Source organism: Microbacterium sp. F51-2R (assembly GCF_052180235.1).
In the GTDB taxonomy this organism is placed as follows: domain Bacteria; phylum Actinomycetota; class Actinomycetes; order Actinomycetales; family Microbacteriaceae; genus Microbacterium.
Genome location: NZ_CP197470.1, coordinates 58123 through 80560, shown reverse-complemented (window position 1 = coordinate 80560; position 22438 = coordinate 58123). Strand labels below are relative to the sequence as shown.

General features: G+C 70.8%; 20 protein-coding genes. 17 read left to right on the top strand and 3 right to left on the bottom strand.

What is annotated here, in order from left to right; all coding sequences use genetic code 11:
- Positions 1 to 49 precede the first annotated feature (49 nt).
- Positions 50 to 2311 carry a RelA/SpoT family protein gene (locus tag ACSBPH_RS00390; protein WP_442575655.1) on the top strand — a complete coding sequence of 754 codons (2262 nt, stop codon included), beginning with the start codon at positions 50 to 52 and terminating at the stop codon, positions 2309 to 2311.
- On the opposite strand, the gene ACSBPH_RS00385 is transcribed toward ACSBPH_RS00390, so the two are convergent.
- From ACSBPH_RS00385 to ACSBPH_RS00375, 3 genes are all read right to left on the bottom strand, one after another.
- Entirely contained in the window at positions 2290 to 2853 is a 564-nt protein-coding gene (locus tag ACSBPH_RS00385; RefSeq protein ID WP_442575654.1) for a type IV toxin-antitoxin system AbiEi family antitoxin, read from the bottom strand. The genes ACSBPH_RS00390 and ACSBPH_RS00385 overlap by 22 nt on opposite strands.
- A gap of 105 nt (positions 2854 to 2958) precedes the next feature.
- A complete protein-coding gene (locus ACSBPH_RS00380) occupies positions 2959 to 4821 on the bottom strand; it encodes a DUF349 domain-containing protein (RefSeq protein ID WP_442575653.1) in 1863 nt (620 codons plus the stop codon).
- 117 nt (positions 4822 to 4938) lie between these two features.
- Complete coding sequence (locus tag ACSBPH_RS00375) at positions 4939 to 5256, bottom strand: dioxygenase (RefSeq protein WP_442575652.1); 318 nt, start codon at positions 5254 to 5256, stop codon at positions 4939 to 4941.
- Positions 5257 to 5370: 114 nt separating this feature from the next.
- On the opposite strand from ACSBPH_RS00375, the gene ACSBPH_RS00370 reads away from it, so the two are divergent.
- The 16 genes from ACSBPH_RS00370 to ACSBPH_RS00295 all read left to right on the top strand — a co-directional run bounded on the left by ACSBPH_RS00370 (position 5371) and on the right by ACSBPH_RS00295 (position 22420).
- The gene (locus tag ACSBPH_RS00370; RefSeq protein WP_442575651.1) at positions 5371 to 6711 is read left to right on the top strand and encodes a replication-associated recombination protein A; all 1341 of its coding nucleotides are present in this window, start codon (positions 5371 to 5373) and stop codon (positions 6709 to 6711) included.
- Positions 6712 to 6721: 10 nt separating this feature from the next.
- Positions 6722 to 7177 (top strand): NUDIX hydrolase, encoded by a 456-nt coding sequence (locus ACSBPH_RS00365; protein ID WP_442575650.1) that lies wholly within the window; start codon positions 6722 to 6724, stop codon positions 7175 to 7177.
- Positions 7178 to 7355: 178 nt separating this feature from the next.
- Complete coding sequence (gene rpsD / locus ACSBPH_RS00360) at positions 7356 to 7985, top strand: 30S ribosomal protein S4 (RefSeq protein ID WP_442575649.1); 630 nt, start codon at positions 7356 to 7358, stop codon at positions 7983 to 7985.
- A gap of 276 nt (positions 7986 to 8261) precedes the next feature.
- Complete coding sequence (locus ACSBPH_RS00355; RefSeq protein ID WP_442575648.1) at positions 8262 to 8600, top strand: ATPase; 339 nt, start codon at positions 8262 to 8264, stop codon at positions 8598 to 8600.
- 64 nt (positions 8601 to 8664) lie between these two features.
- Complete coding sequence (alaS, locus tag ACSBPH_RS00350) at positions 8665 to 11325, top strand: alanine--tRNA ligase (protein WP_442575647.1); 2661 nt, start codon at positions 8665 to 8667, stop codon at positions 11323 to 11325.
- Complete coding sequence (ruvX, locus tag ACSBPH_RS00345; RefSeq protein ID WP_442575646.1) at positions 11322 to 11795, top strand: Holliday junction resolvase RuvX; 474 nt, start codon at positions 11322 to 11324, stop codon at positions 11793 to 11795. The genes alaS and ruvX overlap by 4 nt, the downstream gene beginning before the upstream one ends.
- Before the next feature lie 2 nt (positions 11796 to 11797).
- A complete protein-coding gene (gene mltG / locus ACSBPH_RS00340; protein ID WP_442575645.1) occupies positions 11798 to 13570 on the top strand; it encodes an endolytic transglycosylase MltG in 1773 nt (590 codons plus the stop codon).
- The gene (locus tag ACSBPH_RS00335) at positions 13540 to 14406 is read left to right on the top strand and encodes a shikimate dehydrogenase (protein WP_442577343.1); all 867 of its coding nucleotides are present in this window, start codon (positions 13540 to 13542) and stop codon (positions 14404 to 14406) included. Before mltG ends, ACSBPH_RS00335 begins: the two co-directional genes overlap by 31 nt.
- Before the next feature lie 4 nt (positions 14407 to 14410).
- Positions 14411 to 15652 carry a chorismate synthase gene (gene aroC, locus ACSBPH_RS00330; RefSeq protein ID WP_442575644.1) on the top strand — a complete coding sequence of 414 codons (1242 nt, stop codon included), beginning with the start codon at positions 14411 to 14413 and terminating at the stop codon, positions 15650 to 15652.
- The gene (locus ACSBPH_RS00325; protein ID WP_442575643.1) at positions 15649 to 16179 is read left to right on the top strand and encodes a shikimate kinase; all 531 of its coding nucleotides are present in this window, start codon (positions 15649 to 15651) and stop codon (positions 16177 to 16179) included. Before aroC ends, ACSBPH_RS00325 begins: the two co-directional genes overlap by 4 nt.
- On the top strand, positions 16176 to 17252 hold the full coding sequence (aroB, locus tag ACSBPH_RS00320; protein WP_442575642.1) for a 3-dehydroquinate synthase: 1077 nt from the start codon (positions 16176 to 16178) through the stop codon (positions 17250 to 17252). Before ACSBPH_RS00325 ends, aroB begins: the two co-directional genes overlap by 4 nt.
- A gap of 143 nt (positions 17253 to 17395) precedes the next feature.
- Positions 17396 to 19102: an MFS transporter gene (locus ACSBPH_RS00315; RefSeq protein ID WP_442575641.1), complete on the top strand. Its 1707-nt coding sequence runs from the start codon at positions 17396 to 17398 to the stop codon at positions 19100 to 19102.
- 12 nt (positions 19103 to 19114) lie between these two features.
- The gene (gene aroQ / locus ACSBPH_RS00310; RefSeq protein ID WP_442575640.1) at positions 19115 to 19573 is read left to right on the top strand and encodes a type II 3-dehydroquinate dehydratase; all 459 of its coding nucleotides are present in this window, start codon (positions 19115 to 19117) and stop codon (positions 19571 to 19573) included.
- Positions 19574 to 19727: 154 nt separating this feature from the next.
- Complete coding sequence (gene efp / locus ACSBPH_RS00305) at positions 19728 to 20288, top strand: elongation factor P (protein ID WP_442575639.1); 561 nt, start codon at positions 19728 to 19730, stop codon at positions 20286 to 20288.
- 19 nt (positions 20289 to 20307) lie between these two features.
- Positions 20308 to 20718 carry a transcription antitermination factor NusB gene (gene nusB / locus ACSBPH_RS00300; protein ID WP_442575638.1) on the top strand — a complete coding sequence of 137 codons (411 nt, stop codon included), beginning with the start codon at positions 20308 to 20310 and terminating at the stop codon, positions 20716 to 20718.
- Between the two features lie 76 nt (positions 20719 to 20794).
- Complete coding sequence (locus tag ACSBPH_RS00295) at positions 20795 to 22420, top strand: Rieske 2Fe-2S domain-containing protein (RefSeq protein WP_442575637.1); 1626 nt, start codon at positions 20795 to 20797, stop codon at positions 22418 to 22420.
- Positions 22421 to 22438: the final 18 nt, after the last annotated feature.

The following is a 22438-nucleotide window of genomic DNA, read 5'->3' as shown; positions in this document are numbered from 1 at the left end:
CCTCCGCTGGCGTAGGATTGACGGATCCAGCGGAGGGGAGTCGATCGGCATGACCGAGACCGTCCCCGCGTCCACGACGCCCCCGCAGGCATCCTCGCTCAGACGGCTCGTCCCGCGGATCTTCTCCCGATCGGCCCGTCGTGACGACGTCGAACAGCTCCTCCGTACGGTGCGCACTCACCACCCGAAGGGCGACCTCTCGATCGTCGAGCGCGCGTACACCGTCGCCGAGCGTGCGCATTCGGGTCAGGCGCGGCAGAGCGGCGAGCCGTACATCACGCACCCGCTGGCCGTCGCGCAGATCCTCGCGGATCTCGGGCTCGGGCCACGTGCGATCGCGGCCGCGCTTCTGCACGACACCGTCGAAGACACCGACTACTCGCTCGCCCAGCTGACCGCGGACTTCGGCGACGAAGTCGCGATGCTCGTCGACGGCGTCACGAAGCTCGACAAGGTCAAGTACGGCGAGAGCGCGCAGGCCGAGACGGTCCGCAAGATGATCGTCGCGATGTCGCGCGACATCCGGGTCCTCCTCATCAAACTCGCCGACCGCCTCCACAACGCCCGCACGTGGGGCTTCGTGCCGCCCGAGAAGGCGCAGAAGAAGGCCACCGAGACCCTCGAGATCTATGCGCCGCTCGCGCATCGCCTCGGCATCCAGACCATCAAGTCGGAGCTCGAGGATCTCTCGTTCGCCGTGCTGCACCCCAAGCTCTACGCCGAGATCGAGAGCCTCGTGCGCCAGCGCACGCCGCAGCGCGAGCAGTACGTCCAGAACGTCATCGCCGCCGTCGACGCCGATCTGCGCGAGCTGCGCATCCGCGGTCGCGTCATGGGCCGCCCGAAGCAGCTCTACTCCGTGTACCAGAAGATGGTCGTGCGAGGTCGCGAGTTCGACGACATCTACGACCTCATCGGCATCCGCATCCTGGTGGGGAGCGTCCGCGACTGCTACGCCGTCCTCGGCGCGATCCACGCCCGGTGGACGCCGCTTCCCGGGCGCTTCAAGGACTACATCGCGACACCCAAGTTCAATCTGTACCAGTCGCTCCACACGACCGTGATCGGGCCGGGCGGGCGCACCGTCGAGATCCAGATCCGCACGAACGAGATGCACCAGCAGGCCGAGTTCGGCGTCGCGGCGCACTGGAAGTACAAGGAGCAGCTCGCGGGCGGCAAGCCCGACTCCAAGTCGGTCGACGCCGACATGGCCTGGCTCGCGCACATCTCGGACTGGCAGGCCGAGACGGCCGACCCCGGCGAGTTCCTCGACTCGCTGCGCTTCGAGATCGGCGCGAAGGAGGTCTACGTCTTCACGCCGAAGGGCCGCGTCATCGGGCTCCCCGCCGGCGCGACACCCGTCGACTTCGCGTACGCCGTGCACACCGAGATCGGTCATCGCACGATGGGCGCGAAGGTCAACGGCCGCCTCGTGCCGCTGGAGTCCGAGCTCAAGAGCGGCGACGTCGTCGAGGTGTTCACTTCGAAGAATCCGGATGCCGGACCGAGCCAGGACTGGCTGGGCTTCGTCAAGAGCACCCGCGCCCGCAGCAAGATCCGGGGCTGGTTCACGAAGGAGCGCCGCGAGGAGGCCGTCGAGCAGGGCAAGGAGGCCATCGCCCGCGCGATGCGCCGCCAGAACCTGCCGCTCCAGCGCCTCATGAGCCAGGACTCGTTCGCCGAGGTGGCTCAGCAGCTGCGGTACGAGGATGTCTCGGCCCTCTACGCCGCCGTCGGCGAGGGCCACGTCTCGACGCAGTCGGTCATCGAGAAGGTGACCGCTCTCGTCGCCGCGAACGACACCACGACCGGCCCCATCGACCTTCCGCAGCTCGGCCGCTCGCGCGCGCCGCGGGGCGGCGACTCGGGCGTGCTCGTGCGCGGTGCGCCCGACATCCTCGTCAAGCTCGCGAAGTGCTGCACGCCCGTGCCGGGCGATCAGGTCGTCGGCTTCGTCACGCGGGGGAGCGGCGTCTCGGTGCACCGCGCCGACTGCACGAACGTCAAGTCGTTGATGGAGGATCCCGACCGTCTCATCGACGTCGAGTGGGCGCCCACGACCAAGAGCGTCTTCCTCGTGCAGATCCAGATCGAGGCGCTCGACCGCTCCGGTCTCCTCAGCGATGTCACGCGCGTGCTCAGCGAGCACCACGTCAACATCCTCTCGGCGACGGTCTCGACGACCAACGACCGCCTCGCCCTGAGCCGCTTCGTCTTCGAGATGGGCGACATCGTGCATCTCGAGCGCGTGCTCAACGCCGTGCGGCGCATCGACGCGGTGTACGACGTCTACCGCGTCACGTCGTCCTGAGTCGCACGCGCGGCCAGCCCGTGCAGGAACGCCACCGCCGTGCGCTTGTGCGGCACGGGGCTGCGCTGGTCGAACCACGCCGCAGCCTCGAGCGCGAGGCCGGGGGAGGCATCCGAGAGCAGCCGCGCCGCCTCGGCGTATTCGTCATCGGGCACGCGCGCGAGGTCGGCCAGCGTGCGCTGCGGTGAGGTGACGAGCACGCCGCCGATGCGCCAGAGGTCGTCGGACCCCACCTCGGGGTCGCGGTAGACAGCCCTGCGGTCGATGACCTGGTGGATGCGCCACGGCACGGCCCGCTGCACGGTGTGCCGAGCGGGCGGCTCGCTGAGCGCGCCGTGCACCCACGCGGCACTCAGGTGCGTCGCGGCGAGCGTTTCGCCCAGGATGCCGCGCAGCGACCCCGCGCGCAATGCCATCGTCTCGACGGCGTCGGCCGGGATATAGGCCTCGCCGAGCTCGACGACGTCGCCGTCGAGCCGGGCCGCCGACAGCTCGGCGGACGAGAGGCGGTCACCGGGGAAGTACAGGAACGGCGAGATCACAACGGCAGTGTGCCGCATGCCGGGCCGCCGCACACGACGAGAAGGCCCACCTGTGGAGAACCTTCCGCGAAGCCGCGGCGAAATGTTCGCGGAGCGTCGGAAGCGTCAGCCGCCGAGCGCGCGCAGCCACCCCTTGCGGGCCTCGAGCGCCTCCTCGGCCTTCGCGATCGCGCGCTTGTCGCCCGACTTCTCGGCAGCCGCGAGCTCCTGCTGGAGCTTCTCGATCGCCTCGGTCAGCTGGCGCGTCATGTCGTTCGCACGCGCCTTCTGCTCGGGGTCGTTGCGCTTCCACTCGGCGTCCTCGCGGGAGCGCAGTCCCTGCTCGATCTTGCGGAGGTCATCGTCGAGGGCGCGCTCGGCGTCGCGCGGGAAGATGCGGCCGATATCGTCCCACCGGCGCTGGATGCCCGTCAGGAGCGAACGCGCCCTGGTGAGATCGCGCTCGTCGGCAACGGCCTTCGCCTCGTCGATCAGGGCGCGCTTGGCGGTGATCTTCTCGCGGGATGCCTCGGCATCCGCCGCCTCACGCTCGGTGCGCGCGGAGTACAGCGCGTCGCCCGCCGCCTTGAACCGCGCCCAGAGGGCGTCGTCGGCCTTCTTGCCGGCCCGGCCCGCGGTCTTCCACTGGTCGAGGAGCTCGCGGTACTGCGCGATGCCGTCCTCGCCCTTCGGGGCGAGGGCCTCGGCGCGCTCGACGAGCTTGGCCTTGCGGTCGCGGACGGACTTGTGGGCCTCGTCGAGCTCGGCGTAGAACTCGCGGCGGTGCCGGTCGACCGTGGCGCGCGCGTCGCGGAATCGCTTCCAGAGCGCCTGTGCCGTGGCCTTCGGCAGGCGCGGCCCGTTCTGCTGCTGCGACTGCCACTGATCGAACAGCGTCGTCAGCTCGGTCGACGCCTGCTTCCACTGCACCGTGCGCGGGTCGCGGGCGGCGAGCGCCTCGGCCTTCTCCACGAGCTCGGTGCGGGCCTTGATGGCCTCGTCGACGGCTTCGCGCGCCGCTGCGGCTTCGGTCGCCGAGGCCGCGGAGAGCGACTCCGTGAGGGCCGTGATGCGCGCTTCGAGCGAGGCGAGGTCGCCGACCGCGGCGGCGCCCGCGACCTTGTCGGACACCATCTTGGCGGCGGCGCGCAGGTCGGACGCCGAGGCGCCTCCGCGACGGTGGCGGACCTCGAGGAGGGTCACCTCGCTCGCAAGGTCGGTGTACTTGCGCTCGAAGTAGGCGAGTGCCTCCTCGTGGGAACCGTCGGGGTACTGCCCGACGACACGCCACTGGTCTCCCTCGCGCACCGAGACGGTGCCGTCGTCATCGACACGACCCCACGGCTCGGCGGGAGCGGTCGGACGCGGCGCGACCCCGGCGGCGGGACGCGGAACCGGGACGGGACGAGGCGAGGGCCTCGGCACGGCGGGCGCGACGGGCGCTTCGGCGGCGGGCTCTTCCGAGCCCTGCTCGTCGGCGGCGATCTCATCAGAAGCCGGCTCGTCGGCGGCGGCCTCGCCAGAAGCCGGCTCGTCGGCGGCGGCTTCATCGGATGCCGGTGCTTCGGAGGCCCGCTCCGCTGCCGCCAGCTCCTCGGCATCCGGCACTTCCACGTCCGGCCCTTCGAAGGCCTGTTCCTCGGCAGCGGGCTCTTCGACGGCGGGCTCTTCGTCGGCCGGCTCTTCGACGGCCGGCTCTTCGACGGCCGGCTCTTCGGCTCCGGGCTCTTCGGCTCCGGGCTCTTCGACGGCCGGCTCTTCGACGGCCGGCTCTTCGGCTCCGGGCTCTTCGGCTCCGGGCTCTTCGACGGCCGGCTCTTCGGCTCCGGGCTCTTCGGCCTCCTGCTGGGGCTCGACGTCTGCGTCGGCCTCGGGAGCCGCCGGCGCGTCTGCGTCGGTGGCGGGAGCGTTGTTCGCCTCGACCTCGTCGGGCGACTCCGCCTCGACGTCGGGGGTGGGCTGCTGAGTGGGGTCTGCTGCGGCAGTCACGGAATGCACCTCAATGCGGCTCTCGCCGCCTGCGGGGGATGGACGGGTCAAGCCTAGTACGGGCGGCGCTGGGCGCTCAGGCCCTGCGCGGGGCGGAGCGACGAGCGGATCGCCCGGTCAGGAGGAGGCGGAAGGGCTCGGCGTCGGCTCACCCGACGGAGCCGGCGAGTCCGTGGGCGCGGGCGTCGTAGCGGGGGTGGTCTCGGGCGTCGGCGTCACGCTCGGGACGGGTTCGGGAGTACCGGGACCGACCGTGAAGTAGGCCGCCTGCACGCCGAGCACACCGAGGATCAGGATGCCTCCCACGATGCCCGCGAGCAGATTGTCGCGCTTGCGGCGGCGGGCCTGGTCGTCGTGCAGCTGCTGACGCGCCTGATACACGCGCGCACGCTCCCGCGCTTCGCGCGTCGAACGGTCTTTGCCACCGGTCGCCACAGGACCTCCCTCGCTCGCCTGGACGCCCAGGGCCGGGTCGATCCTATTGAACGCGTCGTGGGCGGCCAAACCGCGACGGCGCCAGGCGTCCGAAGCCGCGACTAGCCTGGTCGGATGACCTCTCCCGCCGCGCTCTTCCAAGGGCAGACGCCGCTCGCGGTGCGCATGCGGCCGACCTCGCTCGACGAGGTCGCGGGGCAGGGTCACCTGCTGCGGCGCGGCTCTCCGCTTGTGGCCCTCGCGGATCCGGATGCCGCGACCACGGCCACCTCCGTCATCCTCTGGGGTCCGCCCGGCACGGGCAAGACGACCCTCGCGCAGGCGATCGCGCGGTCGTCGGGCCGGCGCTTCGTCGAGCTGTCGGCGATCACGGCCGGCGTCCGCGACGTCCGCGAGGTGATGCAGGAGGCGCTGACCCAGCGCGACCTGTACGGGATGTCGACGATCCTCTTCCTCGACGAGATCCACCGCTTCACGAAGGCCCAGCAGGACGCCCTGCTCCCCGGCGTCGAGAACGGGTGGGTCGTGCTCATCGCCGCGACGACCGAGAACCCGTCGTTCTCCGTCATCTCGCCGCTCCTGTCCCGATCTCTCCTGCTCACGCTCAAGCCCCTGACCGACGAAGACCTCGGCGTGCTCATCGACCGGGCGGTCGCCGACCCCCGTGGCCTCGCAGAGGCCGCGGCCCTTCTGCCGGAGGCCAGGGACGCGCTCGTGCGGCTCGCGTCGGGCGACGCACGGCGCGCCCTCACGGCGCTCGAGGCCGCGGCATCCATCGCAGCCGGCGCAGCCGACCTCGAGGCCCACGAGAGCGCCGACGTCGCGATCACGGCCGACGACGTCGCCCAGGCCGTCGACCGCGCCCTCCTGCGGTACGACCGTCAGGGCGACGAGCACTACGACGTCATCAGCGCCTTCATCAAGTCCATCCGCGGATCCGACGTCGACGCCGCCATGCACTACCTCGCCCGCATGATCGAGGCGGGGGAGGACCCTCGGTTCATCGCCCGTCGCCTCATCATCTCGGCGGCCGAAGACATCGGCCTGGCCGACCCGCAGGCGCTTCCCCTCGCGGTCGCGGCGGCCGACGCCGTGCAGTTCATCGGCATGCCCGAGGGCCGCATCCCGCTTGCCGAGGCCACGGCGTACCTCGCCACGACGGCGAAGTCCAACGCCGCCTACCTCGCGATCGACAAGGCGATCCAGGACGTCCGCTCCGGCGGCTTCGGTCGCGTCCCGCCCCCCCTCCGCGACGCGCACTATCCCGGCGCCAAGCGGCTCGGGCACGGCAAGGGCTACCGGTATCCGCACGACAGCGAGATCGGCGTCGTCGCGCAGCAGTACCTCCCCGACGAGCTCCGCGGACGCCGCTATTACGAGCCGACGAATCACGGACAGGAGCGCGAGGTCCAAGCGCGCGTCGAGAAGATCCGCCGCATCCTCGACGGCGAGTGAGGACAGCGCCATGCCGCCCGACCCGTACCGCATCCGCAACATCGCGGTAGGAATCATCGTGCGCGACAGGCGGATGCTGGTCGAGATCTACCCCGCCACCGCACGGCACGGGGTCTTCGCGCGGGTGCCCGGCGGTGGGATCGAGTTCGGCGAGACGGCGCGCCAGGCCGTGCAGCGGGAATTCGTCGAAGAGCTCGGCGTCCAGCTGAGCGCGGCCGAGCCGCTCGCGATCAGCGAGAACATCTTCGAATCCGGTGGTGCGCACGGCCACGAGATCGTCCACTCCTTCGCCGTCGCGAGCCCCGAGCTCGAATCGCTCGCCGACGACGCCGAGGTGCGCGTCCTGGACAACCACACCACCGTGCGGTGGGTGCCTCTCGCGCAGCTGCGCGCCGACGAGCCGCCGCTCTACCCGAGAGGGATGCTCCTTCTCGCCGAGCGACTGTCCGAGGCATCCCGGCCCTGACCAGGGGCGCAGCGGGCCGTCTGTTAGACTTGACCGGCTCGAAACCGAGTTTTCGGGCATCCCCTTTCCTCTTCACCACCTTCTGGCATGCCCCGGCGTGCATTCCGGACAGGGCGAGGAGAGGCGATACGTCCGCGAGCCGTGAAAGACACGGCCGCGTCATCGGAAGGAACACTTCGTGGCAACGAAGTCCCAGGACCGCCGCAAGGTGCGTCTCTCGCGCGCGCTCGGCGTCGCGCTGACCCCCAAGGCAGCCAAGTACCTCGAGAAGCGTCCCTACGCTCCGGGTGAGCACGGCCGCACCAAGCGCAAGCAGGACAGCGACTTCGCCGTCCGTCTGCGCGAGAAGCAGCGTCTGCGCGAGCAGTACGGCATCCGCGAGAAGCAGATGCGCAACACGTTCAACGAGGCCCGCCGCAAGGACGGCCTGACGGGTGAGAACCTCGTCGAGCTGCTCGAGATGCGTCTGGACGCCCTCGTGCTCCGTGCCGGCTTCGCCCGCACCACGGCTCAGGCGCGCCAGCTCGTCGTGCACCGCCACATCCTCGTGGACGGCCAGCTCGTCGACCGCCCGTCGTTCCGCGTGAAGCCGGGCCAGCTCATCCACGTCAAGCCCAAGAGCGAGGGCACCGAGCCCTTCCAGGTGGCGGCGCTCGGCGGTCACGCCGAGGTTCTGCCCCCCGTTCCCGGCTACCTCGAGGTCGAGCTCGACAAGCTCCAGGCCCGTCTCGTGCGTCGCCCCAAGCGCGCCGAGGTGCCGGTCGTCTGTGACGTCCAGCTCGTCGTCGAGTACTACGCGGCGCGCTAGCGCCGCGCCCGGAGGTGGCGCGTCAGCGCCGCGTCCGAAAGAGCAGGGCGCGCTAGCGCCGCGCCCGGAGGTGGCGCGTCAGCGCCGCGTCCGAAAGAGCAGGGCGCGCTAGCGCCGCGCCCGGAGGTGGCGCGTCAGCGCCGCGTCCGAAAGAGCAGAGCGCGCTAGCGCCGCGGCAGCAGAGCATCAGCGGAGGGCGCCGGGGTCACCCGGCGCCCTCCGTCGTTTCCGCTTACGATGGGGAGATGCCGCGAACCGCGGCCGAGGAGTGGTGACATGAAGAACGTCCTTTGGTTCCTGCTCGGCGTCATCGGCGGTTTCGTCGTCGCGCATCTGGTCAACAAGGATCCCCGCGGCCACGAGCTGCTCGCCGAGGTCGACGCGCGCATCGGCGAGTTCACCGACCGGATGAGCGACGCCTACCGCGAGCAGGAAGCCCGGTTCGCCGGCGTCGTCGACGCCGCGGGGAGCATGGCCGCCGACGTCGCTGCCGCCGCGGGCGAAGCGCTGCAGACCGCTCGGGACGCGGCATCCGACACCCTCCACTCCGCCGAGGACGCGGCATCCGACGCCGCAGACGCTGCCGAGACGGCAGCCAAGAAGCTCACCGACTGACCTACGGCTGGAACCGCCCCGGCACCGGGGCTCACCGCCGCTCGCCCTCGAGGAACCCACACGAATGAAGACCGCGGAGATCGCGCAGCGCTTTCTCGACTATTTCGAGAAGAACAACCACACCATCGTCCCGTCGGCGTCGCTCGTCACCGACGACCCCGCCCTCCTCTTCACCGTGGCGGGCATGGTGCCCTTCATCCCGTACCTGAGCGGTGATGTCCCCGCGCCCTACCAGCGCGCGGCCGACGTGCAGAAGTGCCTGCGCACGAACGACATCGAAGAGGTCGGCAAGACCCCGCGTCACGGCACGTTCTTCCAGATGCTCGGCAACTGGTCGTTCGGCGACTACTTCAAAGAGGGCGCGATCCGCTTCGCGTGGCAGCTGCTCACGACACCCGACGACGAGGGAGGACTCGGGTTCGACCCGAAGGACCTCTGGGTCACGGTGTACGAGGAGGACGACGAGGCCCATGACCTGTGGCTGCGCCTCACCGACCTCCCCGAGGAGCGGATCCAGCGCCTCGGCAAAGACACGAACTACTGGAGCACCGGTCTCCCGGGCCCTGCGGGCCCCTGCTCCGAGATCTTCTTCGACCGCGGACCCGCGTACGGCATCGACGGCGGCCCCGCCACCGACGACGACCGCTACGTCGAGATCTGGAACCTCGTGTTCATGCAGTACGAGATCACCAACGTGCGCTCGAAGTACGACTTCGACATCGTCGGCGAGCTGCCGGCGAAGAACATCGACACGGGCATGGGGCTCGAGCGCGTCGCCTTCATCAAGCAGGGCGTCGACAACATGTACGAGACCGACCAGGTGCGCCCCGTGCTCGACCGGGCCGTCGCGCTGTCCGGCCGCACGTACGGGGCGAGCCACGACGACGATGTGCGCTTCCGCGTCGTCGCCGACCACGTCCGCTCGTCGCTCATGCTGCTGTCCGACGGCGTCACGCCGTCCAACGACGGGCGCGGCTACATCCTCCGCCGCCTCATGCGCCGCGCGATCCGCTCGATGCGGCTCCTCGGGGTCGACGGTCCCACATTCGCCGATCTGTTCACGGCATCGCGGGATGCGATGAAGGATGCCTATCCCGTCGTCGCCGAGGACTGGGAGCGCATCTCGCAGTACGCCCTCGCCGAGGAGGCGACGTTCCTGCGCACGCTCGCGGCCGGCGAGACGATCCTCGACGAGTCGCTCGCGGCGACCAAGACCGAGGGCGGCACGACGATCGCGGGCTCCGAGGCGTTCCTCCTCCACGACACGTACGGCTTCCCGATCGACCTCACGCTCGAGATCGCCGAGGAGGCGGGGCTCACCGTCGACCGCGCCGCCTTCGACGAGCTCATGCAGGAGCAGCGGGCCCGCGCCAAGGCCGACGCCCGCTCGCGCAAGCGCCAGCTCGCCGACACGAGCGTCTACCGCGACCTGCGCGCGCAGGGCGAGACCATCTTCACGGGCTACACCGACCTCGAGACGGAGTCGAGCGTGCTCGGCATCCTCGTCGACGGCATGTCGGTCGACCGCGCCACGACGGGCCAGATCGCCGAGGTCATCCTCGCCGAGACGGCGCTGTACGCCGAGTCGGGCGGCCAGGTCGCCGACCGGGGCGTCATCATCGGCCCTGGGTACGAGCTCGAGGTGCTCGACGTGCAGAAGCCCGTCGCGGGGCTCGTGAGCCACACTGTCGAGGTCAGCTCGGGCGAGGTCGGTGTCGGCCAGCCCGCGACATCCGTCGTCGACGCCGCCAACCGCCGCGCCGCGCGCCAGGCGCACTCCGCGACGCACCTGGTGCACGCGGCGCTGCGCGACACCCTCGGCAAGACCGCGACGCAGGCCGGCTCTCTCAACCGCGCGGGCTACATGCGCTTCGACTTCTCGTGGGGCCAGGCGCTCTCCGACGCCACCAAGAGCGAGATCGAAGAGATCGCCAACAACGCCGTCCGGGACAACCTCGAGGTCACGACGCGGGTCCTGCCGCTCGACGAGGCCAAGGCTGCGGGCGCCATGGCGCTGTTCGGCGAGAAGTACGGCAACACCGTGCGCATGGTCGACATCGGCGGCCCCTGGTCGCGCGAGCTCTGCGCCGGCACGCACGTCGCCACGAGCGCCGAGGTCGGTCTCATCAGCCTCGTCGGCGAGTCCTCCGTCGGCGCCTCCAACCGCCGCGTCGAGGCCCTCGTGGGGCTCGACGCATTCCGCTCGCTCGCGGCGGAGCGCGCCATCGTGTCGCAGCTCACGTCGAGCCTCAAGGCTCCCCGCGACCAGCTTCCCGCGCGCATCGCCGAGCTGCAGGCGAGCCTCAAGGCGGCCGAGAAGAAGATCGCGGCGTTCGAGTCGCGCGCCCTCTCCGACCGGCTGCCGCAGCTTGCGAACACGGCATCGCCCGTCGGCCCGTACCGCGTCGTCGCCGAATCGCTCGGCACGGCGGCGTCGGCGGACGATGTGCGCTCCCTCGCGCTGCAGGTGCGCGACCGCCTCGGCTCCGACGCGGCGGTCGTCGCGCTCGGCGCCGACGTCAACGGCCGGCCTGTCGTGGTCGCCGTGACGAACGAGGCCGCCCGCGCAGCGGGCGCGAAGGCCGGAGCGCTGGCCAAGGCCGCGGCGGCGACGCTCGGCGGCGGAGGCGGCGGTCGCGACGACGTCGCGCAGGGCGGGGGGACGGATGCCTCGGCACTGCCCGCGGCGCTGGTCGCCGTGAAGGACGCGCTCGGAGCGGCGTGACGGACTTCCGGCGCGGGGTGCGGCTCGGCATCGACGTGGGCAAGGCCCGCGTCGGGGTCGCCCGCAGCGACCCCGACGGGCTGCTCGCGACACCGGTCGAGACCGTGCCGCGCGACGATGCGTCGATCGCGCGCGTCCTGGCGCTGGGGGAGGAGCACTCCGTCTTCGAGTTCGTGGTCGGCCTGCCCATCGGCCTGAGCGGCGCCGACACGCCGTCGACCGCCGACGCGCGGGAGTTCGCCGCGGCGCTGGCCGCGGCATCCGCCGTCCCCGTCCGCCTCGTCGACGAGCGCCTCAGCACCGTCTCGGCGCACTCGGCGTTGAGGGGCGCGGGCCGAAACCAGCGGGAGTCTCGTAGGATTGTCGACCAGGTCGCCGCAGTGGTGCTGTTGCAGCAGGCTCTCGATGTCGAGAAGAACACGGGCAGACCTCCCGGAACATCCGTACCCCCGGCACAGGAGCTCGCCTGAAGATGCCCGACTCGACGTCGCCGTTCGACGATCCGTTCGCGGATCTGTTCGGCAAGCTGCCCGATCCGCGCATGCGCGACGGCGCAGTCCCCGGACCCCGGCGTACGCCGTCGCCGCTCGTTCCGGGACCGGACGAGACCGGTGCGTTCGTGCACGCCTCCACCGTCACGACGACGCGCCCGACGCCGATGGCCTCGAGCGAGCACCCGGCCGAGCCGGCTCCCGCGTCGGGCGCGGGCACTCCGTCGTCGCCGCCCCCGAGCAGCGGGGACCCCGCTTCCCCCACGCCCGGCGGCGGAACTCCGCTCTCGCGACGTGCCGCGCGCGCGGCCGCCGAGGCCGCCCGCACCGGCCAGACCCCGACGATGGGGGGAGGCGCTCCGGCAGCGACCCCTCCCGCAGCGTCGCCCGGCGCCGCGGGCGCGCCGACAGCAGGCGCCCCCGTCCCCGCCGATCCGGCCTCCGGCATGGGCACGCGCCCCGAGGCTGAGCCGGTCCCGGCCCTCGCCCCGATGTCGGTCACCTCGTTCGACGACCTCGTGACGGCCGGCGCTGCATCCGCGGGCGGCCGTCCCGGCCGGGCACGCCCGCTCGCGGAGCCGCGCCACGTCGCCTCGCACGCCGACATCGAAGACCTCTTCAACGGCCGGTCCTCGTCGGACGACCTCGGCCACACCCCTCCGCCGCCCCGCCGTCGCCGCCGCGTCGGCGGCTGGATCGCGCTGGCCGTCGTGCTCATCTTCCTCGGCGGCATCGCGGCCGGCGGCATGTGGGTGTGGAACACCTACGAAGACAAGATCCGGTCCTTCATGGGCTGGGAGGAGCCGAAGGACTACGAGGAGGGACTCGCGACCGGCGAGGCCCTCGTCACGATCTCCGAGGGCGACACCGGCGGCACGATCTCGCGCACCCTGTACGACGCGAAGGTCACGAAGACCCCCGAGGCGTTCTACGACATGCTGGTCGAGACCGGCCAGAACCCCACGTTCTACCCGGGCGTCTACAAGCTGCAGCAGAAGATGACCTCCGACGCGGCGCTCAAGGCCCTGCAGGATCCCGCGACGAAGCTGCAGAACTCCGCCCTCGTGCGAGAGGGGCTCACCGTCGACCAGACGCTCCCGATCCTCGCCGAGAGCCTCGGCATGCCGCTGGAGGAATTCCAGGCCGCCGCGGCGAACCCGGCCGCCTTCGGCGTCCCGGCCGACAGCCTCGAGGGCTGGCTCTTCCCTGCGATGTACACCTTCGACCCGGGGGCGACGCCGACCAGCGTCATCCAGACCATGGTCGATCGCACCGTGAAGTCGCTCGATGCGGCGGGTGTGCCCGCCGACGACCGGCAGCGGGTGCTCACGGTCGCGTCGATCATCCAGCGCGAAGCCCGCTTCGAAGACGACTTCTACAAGGTCTCGCGCGTCATCGAGAACCGCCTCGACCCGAGCAACGACCAGACCTCCGGCTATCTGCAGATGGACTCGACGGCGCAGTACGGCTACGGCGAGATGCACGACGGCACCGTGTCGTCGTCGCAGGAGGCTCTCGACGACGACAACCCCTGGAACACGTACCGGCACGCCGGCCTGCCGAAGGGGCCGATCGCGAACCCCGGCGACATGGCGATCGACGCGGCGATGCATCCCGCCGACGGCCCGTGGCTCTACTTCGTCACGGTCAACCCCGACTCGGGCGAGACCGTCTTCACGACGAACATCCAAGACCACGAGAAGGCCGTCAAGCAGTGGCAGCAGTGGTGCTCGGACAACCCGGGCAAGTGCTGAGGGCGGGCGCGACGCGGCTGGCCGTCTGGGGCGACCCCATCGAGCACAGCCGCTCTCCGCAGCTGCACGCCGCGGCGTACCGAGTGCTGGGACTCGACTGGACCTACGAGCGCCGGCGCGTCTCGGAGGCGGACTTCGCCGCCGTGCTCGCGTCGCTCGACGACTCCTGGCGAGGACTGTCCCTCACGATGCCGCTCAAGGGCGTCGCCTTCGCGGCCGCGCGGCGCAACGATCGCCGCGCCGAGCTGACGGGGGCCACCAACACGCTGCTCCTGGGCCGCGACGGCCCGTCGGGCTTCAACACCGACATCGGCGGCATCGTGCGCGCTCTCGCCGAGGAGGGATTCGACGCCGTCGACCGGGCCCGCATCGTCGGCGCAGGGGCGACAGCGACCTCGGCGCTCGTGGCGCTCGGCGAGCTCGGCACGCGCCGCGTCGAGATCGCCGCGCGTCGGCCGTCCGCCGTCGATCCCCTGCGGGAGCTGGGGGAGCGCCTCGGCGTCGCGGTCGCCGCCGTCGACCTCGCCGCTCCCGTCCACACCTCCGTGCCGCTCACGATCGCGACGCTTCCGGGCGATGCTCCCGTGACGGATGCCGCGGCCGACGCCCTCGCGGGGCCCGGTGGCCTCCTCCTCGACGTCGTGTACGGACATTGGCCGACCGCGCTCTCCGCGGCGTGGGATCGGGCGGGGCGCCGCGCCGTGTCGGGCCTCGGGATGCTCCTCCACCAGGCCGTTCTGCAGGTGCGGATCTTCACGGCCGGCGACCCCCATGTGCCGCTGGATGACGAGGCATCCGTCATCGCCGCGATGCGGCAAGCGGTCGTGGGAGACTAGATCAATGCTCCGCGTGCTCACGGCCGGCGAATCGCACGGCCCAGAACTCGTCGCCATCATGGAGGGCCTGCCTTCGGGGGTCCCCATCTCGCGCGCCGCCATCCAGGCCGACCTCGCCCGACGCAAGCTCGGCTACGGCCGCGGCTCGCGCATGAAGTTCGAGGAGGACGAGCTCTCGATCTCGAGCGGCGTCCGCCACGGCTTCTCGCTGGGAAGCCCCATCGCGCTGCGGATCGGCAACACCGAGTGGCCGAAGTGGGTCGAGGTCATGAGCGCCGAGCCCGTCGAGCTCACCGAGAAGTCGCGCGGCCGCGGCGCCGCGCTGACGCGGCCGCGCCCCGGGCACGCCGACCTCGTGGGCATGCAGAAGTACGACTTCGACGAGGCGCGGCCGATCCTCGAGCGCGCGAGCGCCCGCGAGACCGCCGCCCGCGTCGCTCTCGGCGCGCTGGCCCGTGCGTTCCTGGCCGAGCTCGGCATCCGTCTGGTGAGCCACACCCTCTCGATCGGACCCGTCCGGGTCCCCGAGGACGCCGCGCTGCCCTCGCCCGACGACGTCGACGCGCTCGACGCCGATCCGCTGCGCTGCTTCGACGCCGCGACGAGCGAGCGCATGGTCGCCGAGGTCGACGCGGCCCGCAAGGACGGCGACACGCTCGGCGGGATCGTCGAGGTGCTCGCCTACGGCCTTCCGCCCGGGCTCGGCTCGCACGTGCACTGGGACCGCCGCCTCGACGGCAGGCTCGCCCAAGCGCTCATGAGCATCCAGGCCATCAAGGGCGTCGAGGTCGGCGACGGCTTCCTCACGACGACCCGCCGCGGCTCGCAGGCGCACGACGAGCTGTTCGCCACGGACGACGGCATCACGCGGTCGTCCGATCGCGCCGGCGGCACGGAGGGCGGCATGTCCACCGGCACTGTGCTGCGCGTACGCGCGGGCATGAAGCCCATCGCCACGGTGCCGCACGCGCTTCGCACCGTCGACGTCGCCACGGGCGACACCGCGGCAGCCCACCACCAGCGGTCGGACGTCTGCGCGGTCCCGGCCGCGGGAGTGGTGGCGGAGGCGATGGTGGCGGTCGTGCTGGCCGAGGCCGTGCTCGAGAAGTTCGGCGGCGACTCGGTCGGCGAGACGCGCCGCAACCTCGAGGGCTACCTCGCCGCGATCCCCGAGACACTCCGGACGACGACCGAGAGCGACACGGAGCTCGCCGCCTCGAGCGACGCCGCCCTCGCCGACGCATGACGGCCCTCGTCCTCATCGGCCCCATGGGCGCCGGCAAGACGAGCATCGGCCGCAAGGTGGCGAAGTCGCTCGGCGTGTCGTTCTTCGACACCGACATCGCCGTCGAACGCGCACACGGCCCGATCGAAGAGCTGTTCGCGACGCAGGGAGAGGCCGATTTCCGGCGCCTCGAACGCGCCGCGGTCGAAGAGGGGCTCGCCACCGGGGGAGTCGTCTCGCTCGGCGGCGGCGCGGTGCTCGACGCCGACACGCGCGCCGATCTGGCACGCCATCGCGTCGTGCTGCTGACCGTCGACCCGCACGTCGTGGCAGGGCGGATCCGCGGCACCGATCGTCCCCTTCTGCAGGCGGAGGATGCCGCGGCCCGCTGGCTCGAGATCTACACCGCGCGGCGGCCCCTGTACGAGGAGCTCGCCGACGTGACGTTCGACACCTCCAGCGGCCCGCTGCAGAACGTCGTCGATGCCGTCGCCGCCTGGGCGCGCTCGACCGAGGAGGACCAGATGAGCGAGCGGGAGACGAAGTGAGCGACGTGACCACGATCTCGGTGTCGGGCGACGCGCAGTACGACATCACGGTGGGGCGCGGCATCCTGTCTCTCCTCGGCGAAGCGCTGCCGCCCGCCGCCCGCAAGGTGCTCGTCATCCACCCGCCCACCCTCGCCGAGCAGGCCGAGCGCCTGCGCGGGGCCCTGCGGGGCGATCGCGAAGTGCTCCTCGCCGAGATCCCCGATGCCGAGCAGGGCAAGCGCATCGAGGTCGCGGCGTTCTGCTGGCAGATCATGGGGCAGGCCGACTTCACCCGCACCGACGCCGTCGTGGGTTTCGGCGGCGGAGCGGTCACCGATCTCGCGGGATTCGTCGCGGCGACCTGGCTGCGCGGCGTCGAGATCGTGCAGGTCCCCACCACGGTGCTCGCGATGGTCGATGCCGCCGTGGGCGGCAAGACCGGCGTCAACACCGCCGAGGGCAAGAACCTCGTGGGAGCGTTCTGGGCGCCGCGCGCGGTGCTGTGCGACCTCGACCTCCTCGACTCGCTGTCGGCCAACGAGCGCGTCGCGGGGTTCGCCGAGGTCGTCAAGGCGGGATTCATCTGGGCGCCCGAGATCCTCGATCTCATCGAGGCCGACCACGAGGCATCCGTCGATCCGCGAAGCGACGCCTTCCGGCGCTCGATCGAGCTCGCCATCGACATGAAGGCGCGGGTCGTCAGCGAAGACCTCCGCGAGGCGGGGCTGCGCGAGATCCTCAACTACGGCCACACCCTCGGTCACGCCATCGAGCACGCCGAGCGCTACCGCTGGCGCCACGGCGCGGCGATCTCGGTCGGGATGGTCTTCGCGGCCGAGCTGTCGCGCCTGGCGGGGCGGCTTCCGGATGCCGCGGCCCAGCGTCATCGCGACATCCTCGAGCTGCTGGGCCTGCCGACGACGTATCGCGCGGGTGCGTGGCCGCAGCTGCTGGCCACGATGCAGCGCGACAAGAAGAGCCGCGGCGGGATGCTGCGCTTCATCGTGCTCGACGACATCGCGCGCCCGACCGTGCTGCAGGCGCCCGACGAGTCGCTCCTGTTCGCGGCGTACCAGGAGGTCGCGGGCTAGGAGTCAGCCGCGGGCGCGAGCGCGGGCTGCGCGCGTCACCCGCCGCGGGCGAAGGGGGTGGCGCGCACCCGCGCGGCGCCGGGATGATCGGTTCCGGCGGCGCGACCCGGGGGGCGTGCGCCTCGGCCCCTGGAGGAGGTCTCATGACCGACGCATCGACGAAGCCTGCCCGCTCGGGCGCCGTGCTCACCACGCTCATCCTGGTCGCCGCGGTCGCCAATCTGCCGCTGGCCGTCGCCAACGTCGCGCTGCCCGACATCGGGCTCGCCTTCGACGCGTCGCAGACGCAGCTCAACCTCGTCGCGGTGGGGTACTCGCTCGGGCTCGCGGCATCCGTCCTCTGGCTCGGAGCCGTCGGCGACCGGTACGGCCGCAAGATGATGCTGCTCCTCGGCGTCGGCCTGTCGCTGCCCGCGGGCCTCGTGGCGGCGTTCGCGCCGACCATCGACATCCTCATCGTCGCCCGGATCGTCGGGGGCATCGCCGCCGGCATGGCGTATCCGACGACCCTCGCGCTCATCGCGGCGCTGTGGTCGGGGCCTTCCCGCACGCGGGCGATCGCCCTGTGGTCTGCGACCGGCGGCGCGATCTCGGCGCTCGGGCCCCTCATTTCGGGCTCGCTCCTCGAGGTCTTCGACTGGGGCTCGGTATTCCTCGTCACGATCCCGCTCATCGTCGTGGCGATCCCGCTCGTCATCCGGTTCATCCCGAGTCACGTCAACGAGGCGACAGACCCCGTCGACAATCTGGGCGGCATCCTGTCGTCGCTCCTCGTGGGAGCCGCGATCCTCGCGATCAACTTCGCGACGGTCCCGGATGCCGCGACCCTCACCTGGAGCCTCACGATCATCGGCCTCGCGGCGCTCATCGCTTTCGTCTGGCGGCAGAAGCGCGCCCGCAACCCCCTCTACGACCTGCGGATCGCGGCACGGCCCATCTTCTGGGTCGCCGCCGTCGCGGGCGTCATCGTGTTCGGCTCTCTCATGGCCGCGATGTTCATCGGCCAGCAGTTCCTGCAGAATGTGCTCGGATACTCGACGATCCAGTCCGGCGCCGCGATCCTCCCCGGGGCGATCTTCATGGTGCTGCTGGCGCCGCGCTCGGCGAAGCTCGTCGAGTCGCGCGGCGCGCGGTTCACGCTCCTCCTCGGCTATCTGCCCGTCCTCCTCGGCTTCCTCACGATGTTCTTCCTGTGGCAGGAGGGTTCGGCGTACTGGGTCGTCGCGCTCGGCTACGCGCTCGTGGGCGCCGGCGTCGGGCTCGCCGGCACTCCGGCCTCACGATCGCTGACCGGCGCCGTGCCGGTCAAGCGCGCCGGCATGGCGTCGGGCACCGCCGACCTCCAGCGAGACCTCGGCGGCGCAATCATGCAGTCGATCCTCGGGGCGCTTCTGACGGCCGGCTACGCCGCCGCGTTCGCGAAGCAGATCGCGGCCTCGCCCGATGCCGCCTCGGTCAGCGCGAGCGTGCAGACCCAGCTGCAGAAATCCTTCGCGAGCGCCGAGACCGTCGCGCAGCAGTATCCGCAGTACGCGAGCGCGATCACGGCCGCCGCGCGCGAATCGTTCCTGCAGGGCCAGGACTGGGCGTACATCGCGGGCATCATCGCCGTCGTCATCGGCGCCGTGCTGGTCTTCTTCGCCTTCCCGAAGCAGGACCGCGAGCGCGAGCTGCTCGCCGAGTACCACGCGGAAGACCTCGCCGAGACAGGGGCCGGGGCCTCCGAGACCCGCGGGGGCGCGGCATCCGATCGTCCCTCAGTGACCGGCGCGGGCGCGGTCGGTTCGTCCGATGCGGGACCCGCGACCCCCGACGCGCCGGCAGCCCCGAGTGCGCCCGATCCGCGCTGATAAAGTGCGGGCATGCCGTCGCCGCGTCGTCTTCTGCTCGTCAACGGACCGAACCTCAACCTCCTGGGCACCCGCGAGCCCGACGTGTACGGCACCGCGACGCTCGCCGACGTCGAGCAGATCGCGACGGATGCCGCGGCCCGTCGCGGCTTCGAAGTGCGCGCCGTGCAGAGCAATCACGAGGGCGTGCTCATCGACGAGATCCACTCGGCGCGCGAGGACTGCGCCGGGATCGTGATCAACCCCGGTGGCCTCACGCACACCTCGGTCGTGCTGCGCGACGCCCTCTCGGCGGTCGCCCTGCCCGTCGCCGAGGTGCACATCTCCGACGTGAAAGCGCGCGAGGAGTTCCGCCACCACTCGTATGTGGCCGACGTCGCCGTCGTGCACGTCGTGGGGGAGGGGGTGGCCGGATACGCGACCGCCGTCGAGCGTCTCATCCGCGTCATCACGGGCCTCACCGACAACTGACACGCCCGATTCCGTGAGCCTCCATCTCCGCGCCGAGAGCGCGGGTGGCACCCGGTGTCTCGGCGGTCCGGTGAAGTCTCACGGATCGGGACACTAGAATCGGTCGTCGGGCCGTCTCGGCCGCATCACTTTCACGAACGGAACTCCTTCAGCAATGGCATCGACCGCAGACATCAAGAACGGCGTCGTCCTCAGCATCGACGGACAGCTCTGGAGCGTCATCGAGTTCCAGCACGTCAAGCCCGGCAAGGGCGGCGCGTTCGTCCGCACGAAGCTCAAGAACGTCGTCTCGGGCAAGACGGTCGACCGCACGTACAACGCCGGCGCCAAGATCGAGATCGAGAACGTCGACCGCCGCGACTTCACGTACCTGTACAACGACGGCGACGGCTTCGTCTTCATGGACGTCGCCGATTACGACCAGCTCACCGTCCCGGCGAGCATCGTCGGCGACGCGAAGAATTTCCTGCTCGAGAACCAGCAGGTGCAGATCGCCCTCAACAACGGCAATCCGCTGTACATCGAGCTCCCGGCATCCGTCGTCCTCGAGATCACGTACACCGAGCCCGGTCTGCAGGGCGACCGCTCATCGGCCGGCACGAAGCCCGCGACGGTCGAGACCGGCTACGAGATCCAGGTGCCGCTGTTCCTCGAGACGGGCACCAAGGTAAAGGTCGACACGCGCACGGGCGACTACCTCGGCCGCGTGAACTGACGCCGGCGGCGCCCACTCCATGAGTGCCCGTACGAAGGCGCGCAAGCGCGCGCTCGACATCCTCTTCCAAGCCGACGTCCGCGGCGAAGACCTCGCGGCGATGCTCGCCGTCGAGGCCAAGCGCGCGGCGAGCGAACCCGCCCGCGAAGGGTCGTGGCTCTACGCCCGCGAAATCGTCGACGGAGTCATCGACAACCGCGACGCGATCGACGAGCAGATCACGACCTTCGCCAAGGACTGGTCCCTCGCGCGCATGCCCGCGGTCGACCGCGCCCTGCTGCGCATCGGCACGTGGGAGATCCTCTACAACGACGAGGTGCCCACCGCCGTGGCGATCGACGAGGCCGTAGACCTCGCGAAGGAGTTCTCCACGGACGACTCGGGGTCGTTCGTGCACGGGGTGCTCGCGCGCATCGCCCGCGCGTCCTGACACGAGCCTCTTTCCACGGCGCACCCCGGCCCATGGCCGAGCGGTGCCTACACTCGAAGACGGGAAAGGAGAGACCATGCGAATCACGGGCCTCGGCCACGCCGGCATGTTCATCGAGACGGCGGGCGGAAGCATCCTGTGCGATCCCGTGATCGGACCGACCTTCTTCGGTTCGTGGTTCCCTTTCCCCGACAACCGGGGCCTGGACTGGGAGAAGTACGGCAAGGCCGACTTCCTCTACGTCTCGCACCGGCATCGTGACCACTTCGACCCCGCGCTCATGGAGCGGGTGGTGCCGAAGACCATCACGGTGCTGCTGCCGGAGTATCCGACCGACGATCTCGAGCAGGACCTCCGCAAGCTCGGCTACGACAACATCGTCTACACCCAGGCCGGTGTGCCGCTCGAGTTCGGCGAGCTGAAGGTGATGGTGACGCCCCTGCGCGCGCCCAGCGACGGCCCCATCGGCGACTCGTCGCTCTCGGTCGACGACGGCACCGCCAGCATCCTGAACCAGAACGACTCGCACCCGCTCGACCTCGAGAAGCTGATGTCCTTCTCCAAGCCGGAGGCGTACTTCACGCAGGTGTCGGGCGCGATCTGGTGGCCGATGGTCTACGACCTCCCGCAGGACGCCAAGCAGAACTTCGCCAAGCTCAAGCGCGATGCGCAGAACAAGCGCGCGATGTACTACATCGAGAAGGTCGATGCCGAGCACGTCTTCCCGATGGCGGGGCCGCCGATGTTCCTGCGCGAGGAGCTGTTCCGCTTCAACGGCCAGGGCCTCGAGCACGACTCGATCTTCACCGACCAGCGCGAGTTCCTGGCGCACATGAAGCAGCAGCGTCCCGAGCAGAAGGGGTACGAGTTCCTGCCCGGTACGGTCGTCGAGCTGAATCACGGTGAGCTGTCGGTCACGCAGACCCTGTACACGGATGCCCAGATCGACCGCATCTTCGACGACAAGTGGGCGTACCTGGCCGAGCAGCGCGACTCCCGGCAGGACGAGGTGCGTGCGGAGGAGGCATCCCGTGCCCCCGTCCTTGCGCCGGACGAGATGCTCGCAGCCATCAAGGAGTGGTGGGAGCCGCTGCTGCGCCGCGCCCGCACGATCCGCAACGGCGTCGGCGGCAACGTGCGGTTCCGCATCGGCGAGCTCGACATGGTCGTGGACTTCCCGAAGGCCAAGGTGCGCGAGTACGCCGGCGAGGAGTGCATCTACTGGTACACGATCCCGGCGGATCTCGTGTCGACCAACATCGCCGATCATGAGATCGACTGGTCGAACTCGATCTTCCTGTCGATGCAGTTCGAGGTCGGCCGCAGCGGCAAGTTCAACGAGTTCCTCACGACGTTCCTGAAGTGCCTCTCGCGCGACCGGATCGAGTACGTCGAGAACTGGTACTCCGAGCAGACCGACCAGACCGAAGACGCCCAGCTCGGCGAGTGGATGGTGCAGCGCCGCTGCCCGCATCTGCGCGCCGACCTCTCGAAGACCGGCAAGATCGAGGACGGCATCCTCACCTGCTCCCTGCACGACTGGAAGTGGGACCTCGCGAGCGGCCGGTGCCTGACGAGCCAGGGTCACCCCATTCGCGCGTCCCTCGCTGACGCCGACGCCGGCGCTGGCGCCGCTGCCGGTGCTGCCGGCGCTGCCGGCGCTGCCGGCGCTGAGGCCGACGCTGACCAGCCCGCCGCCTGACGCGCACTCTCTCCGCGA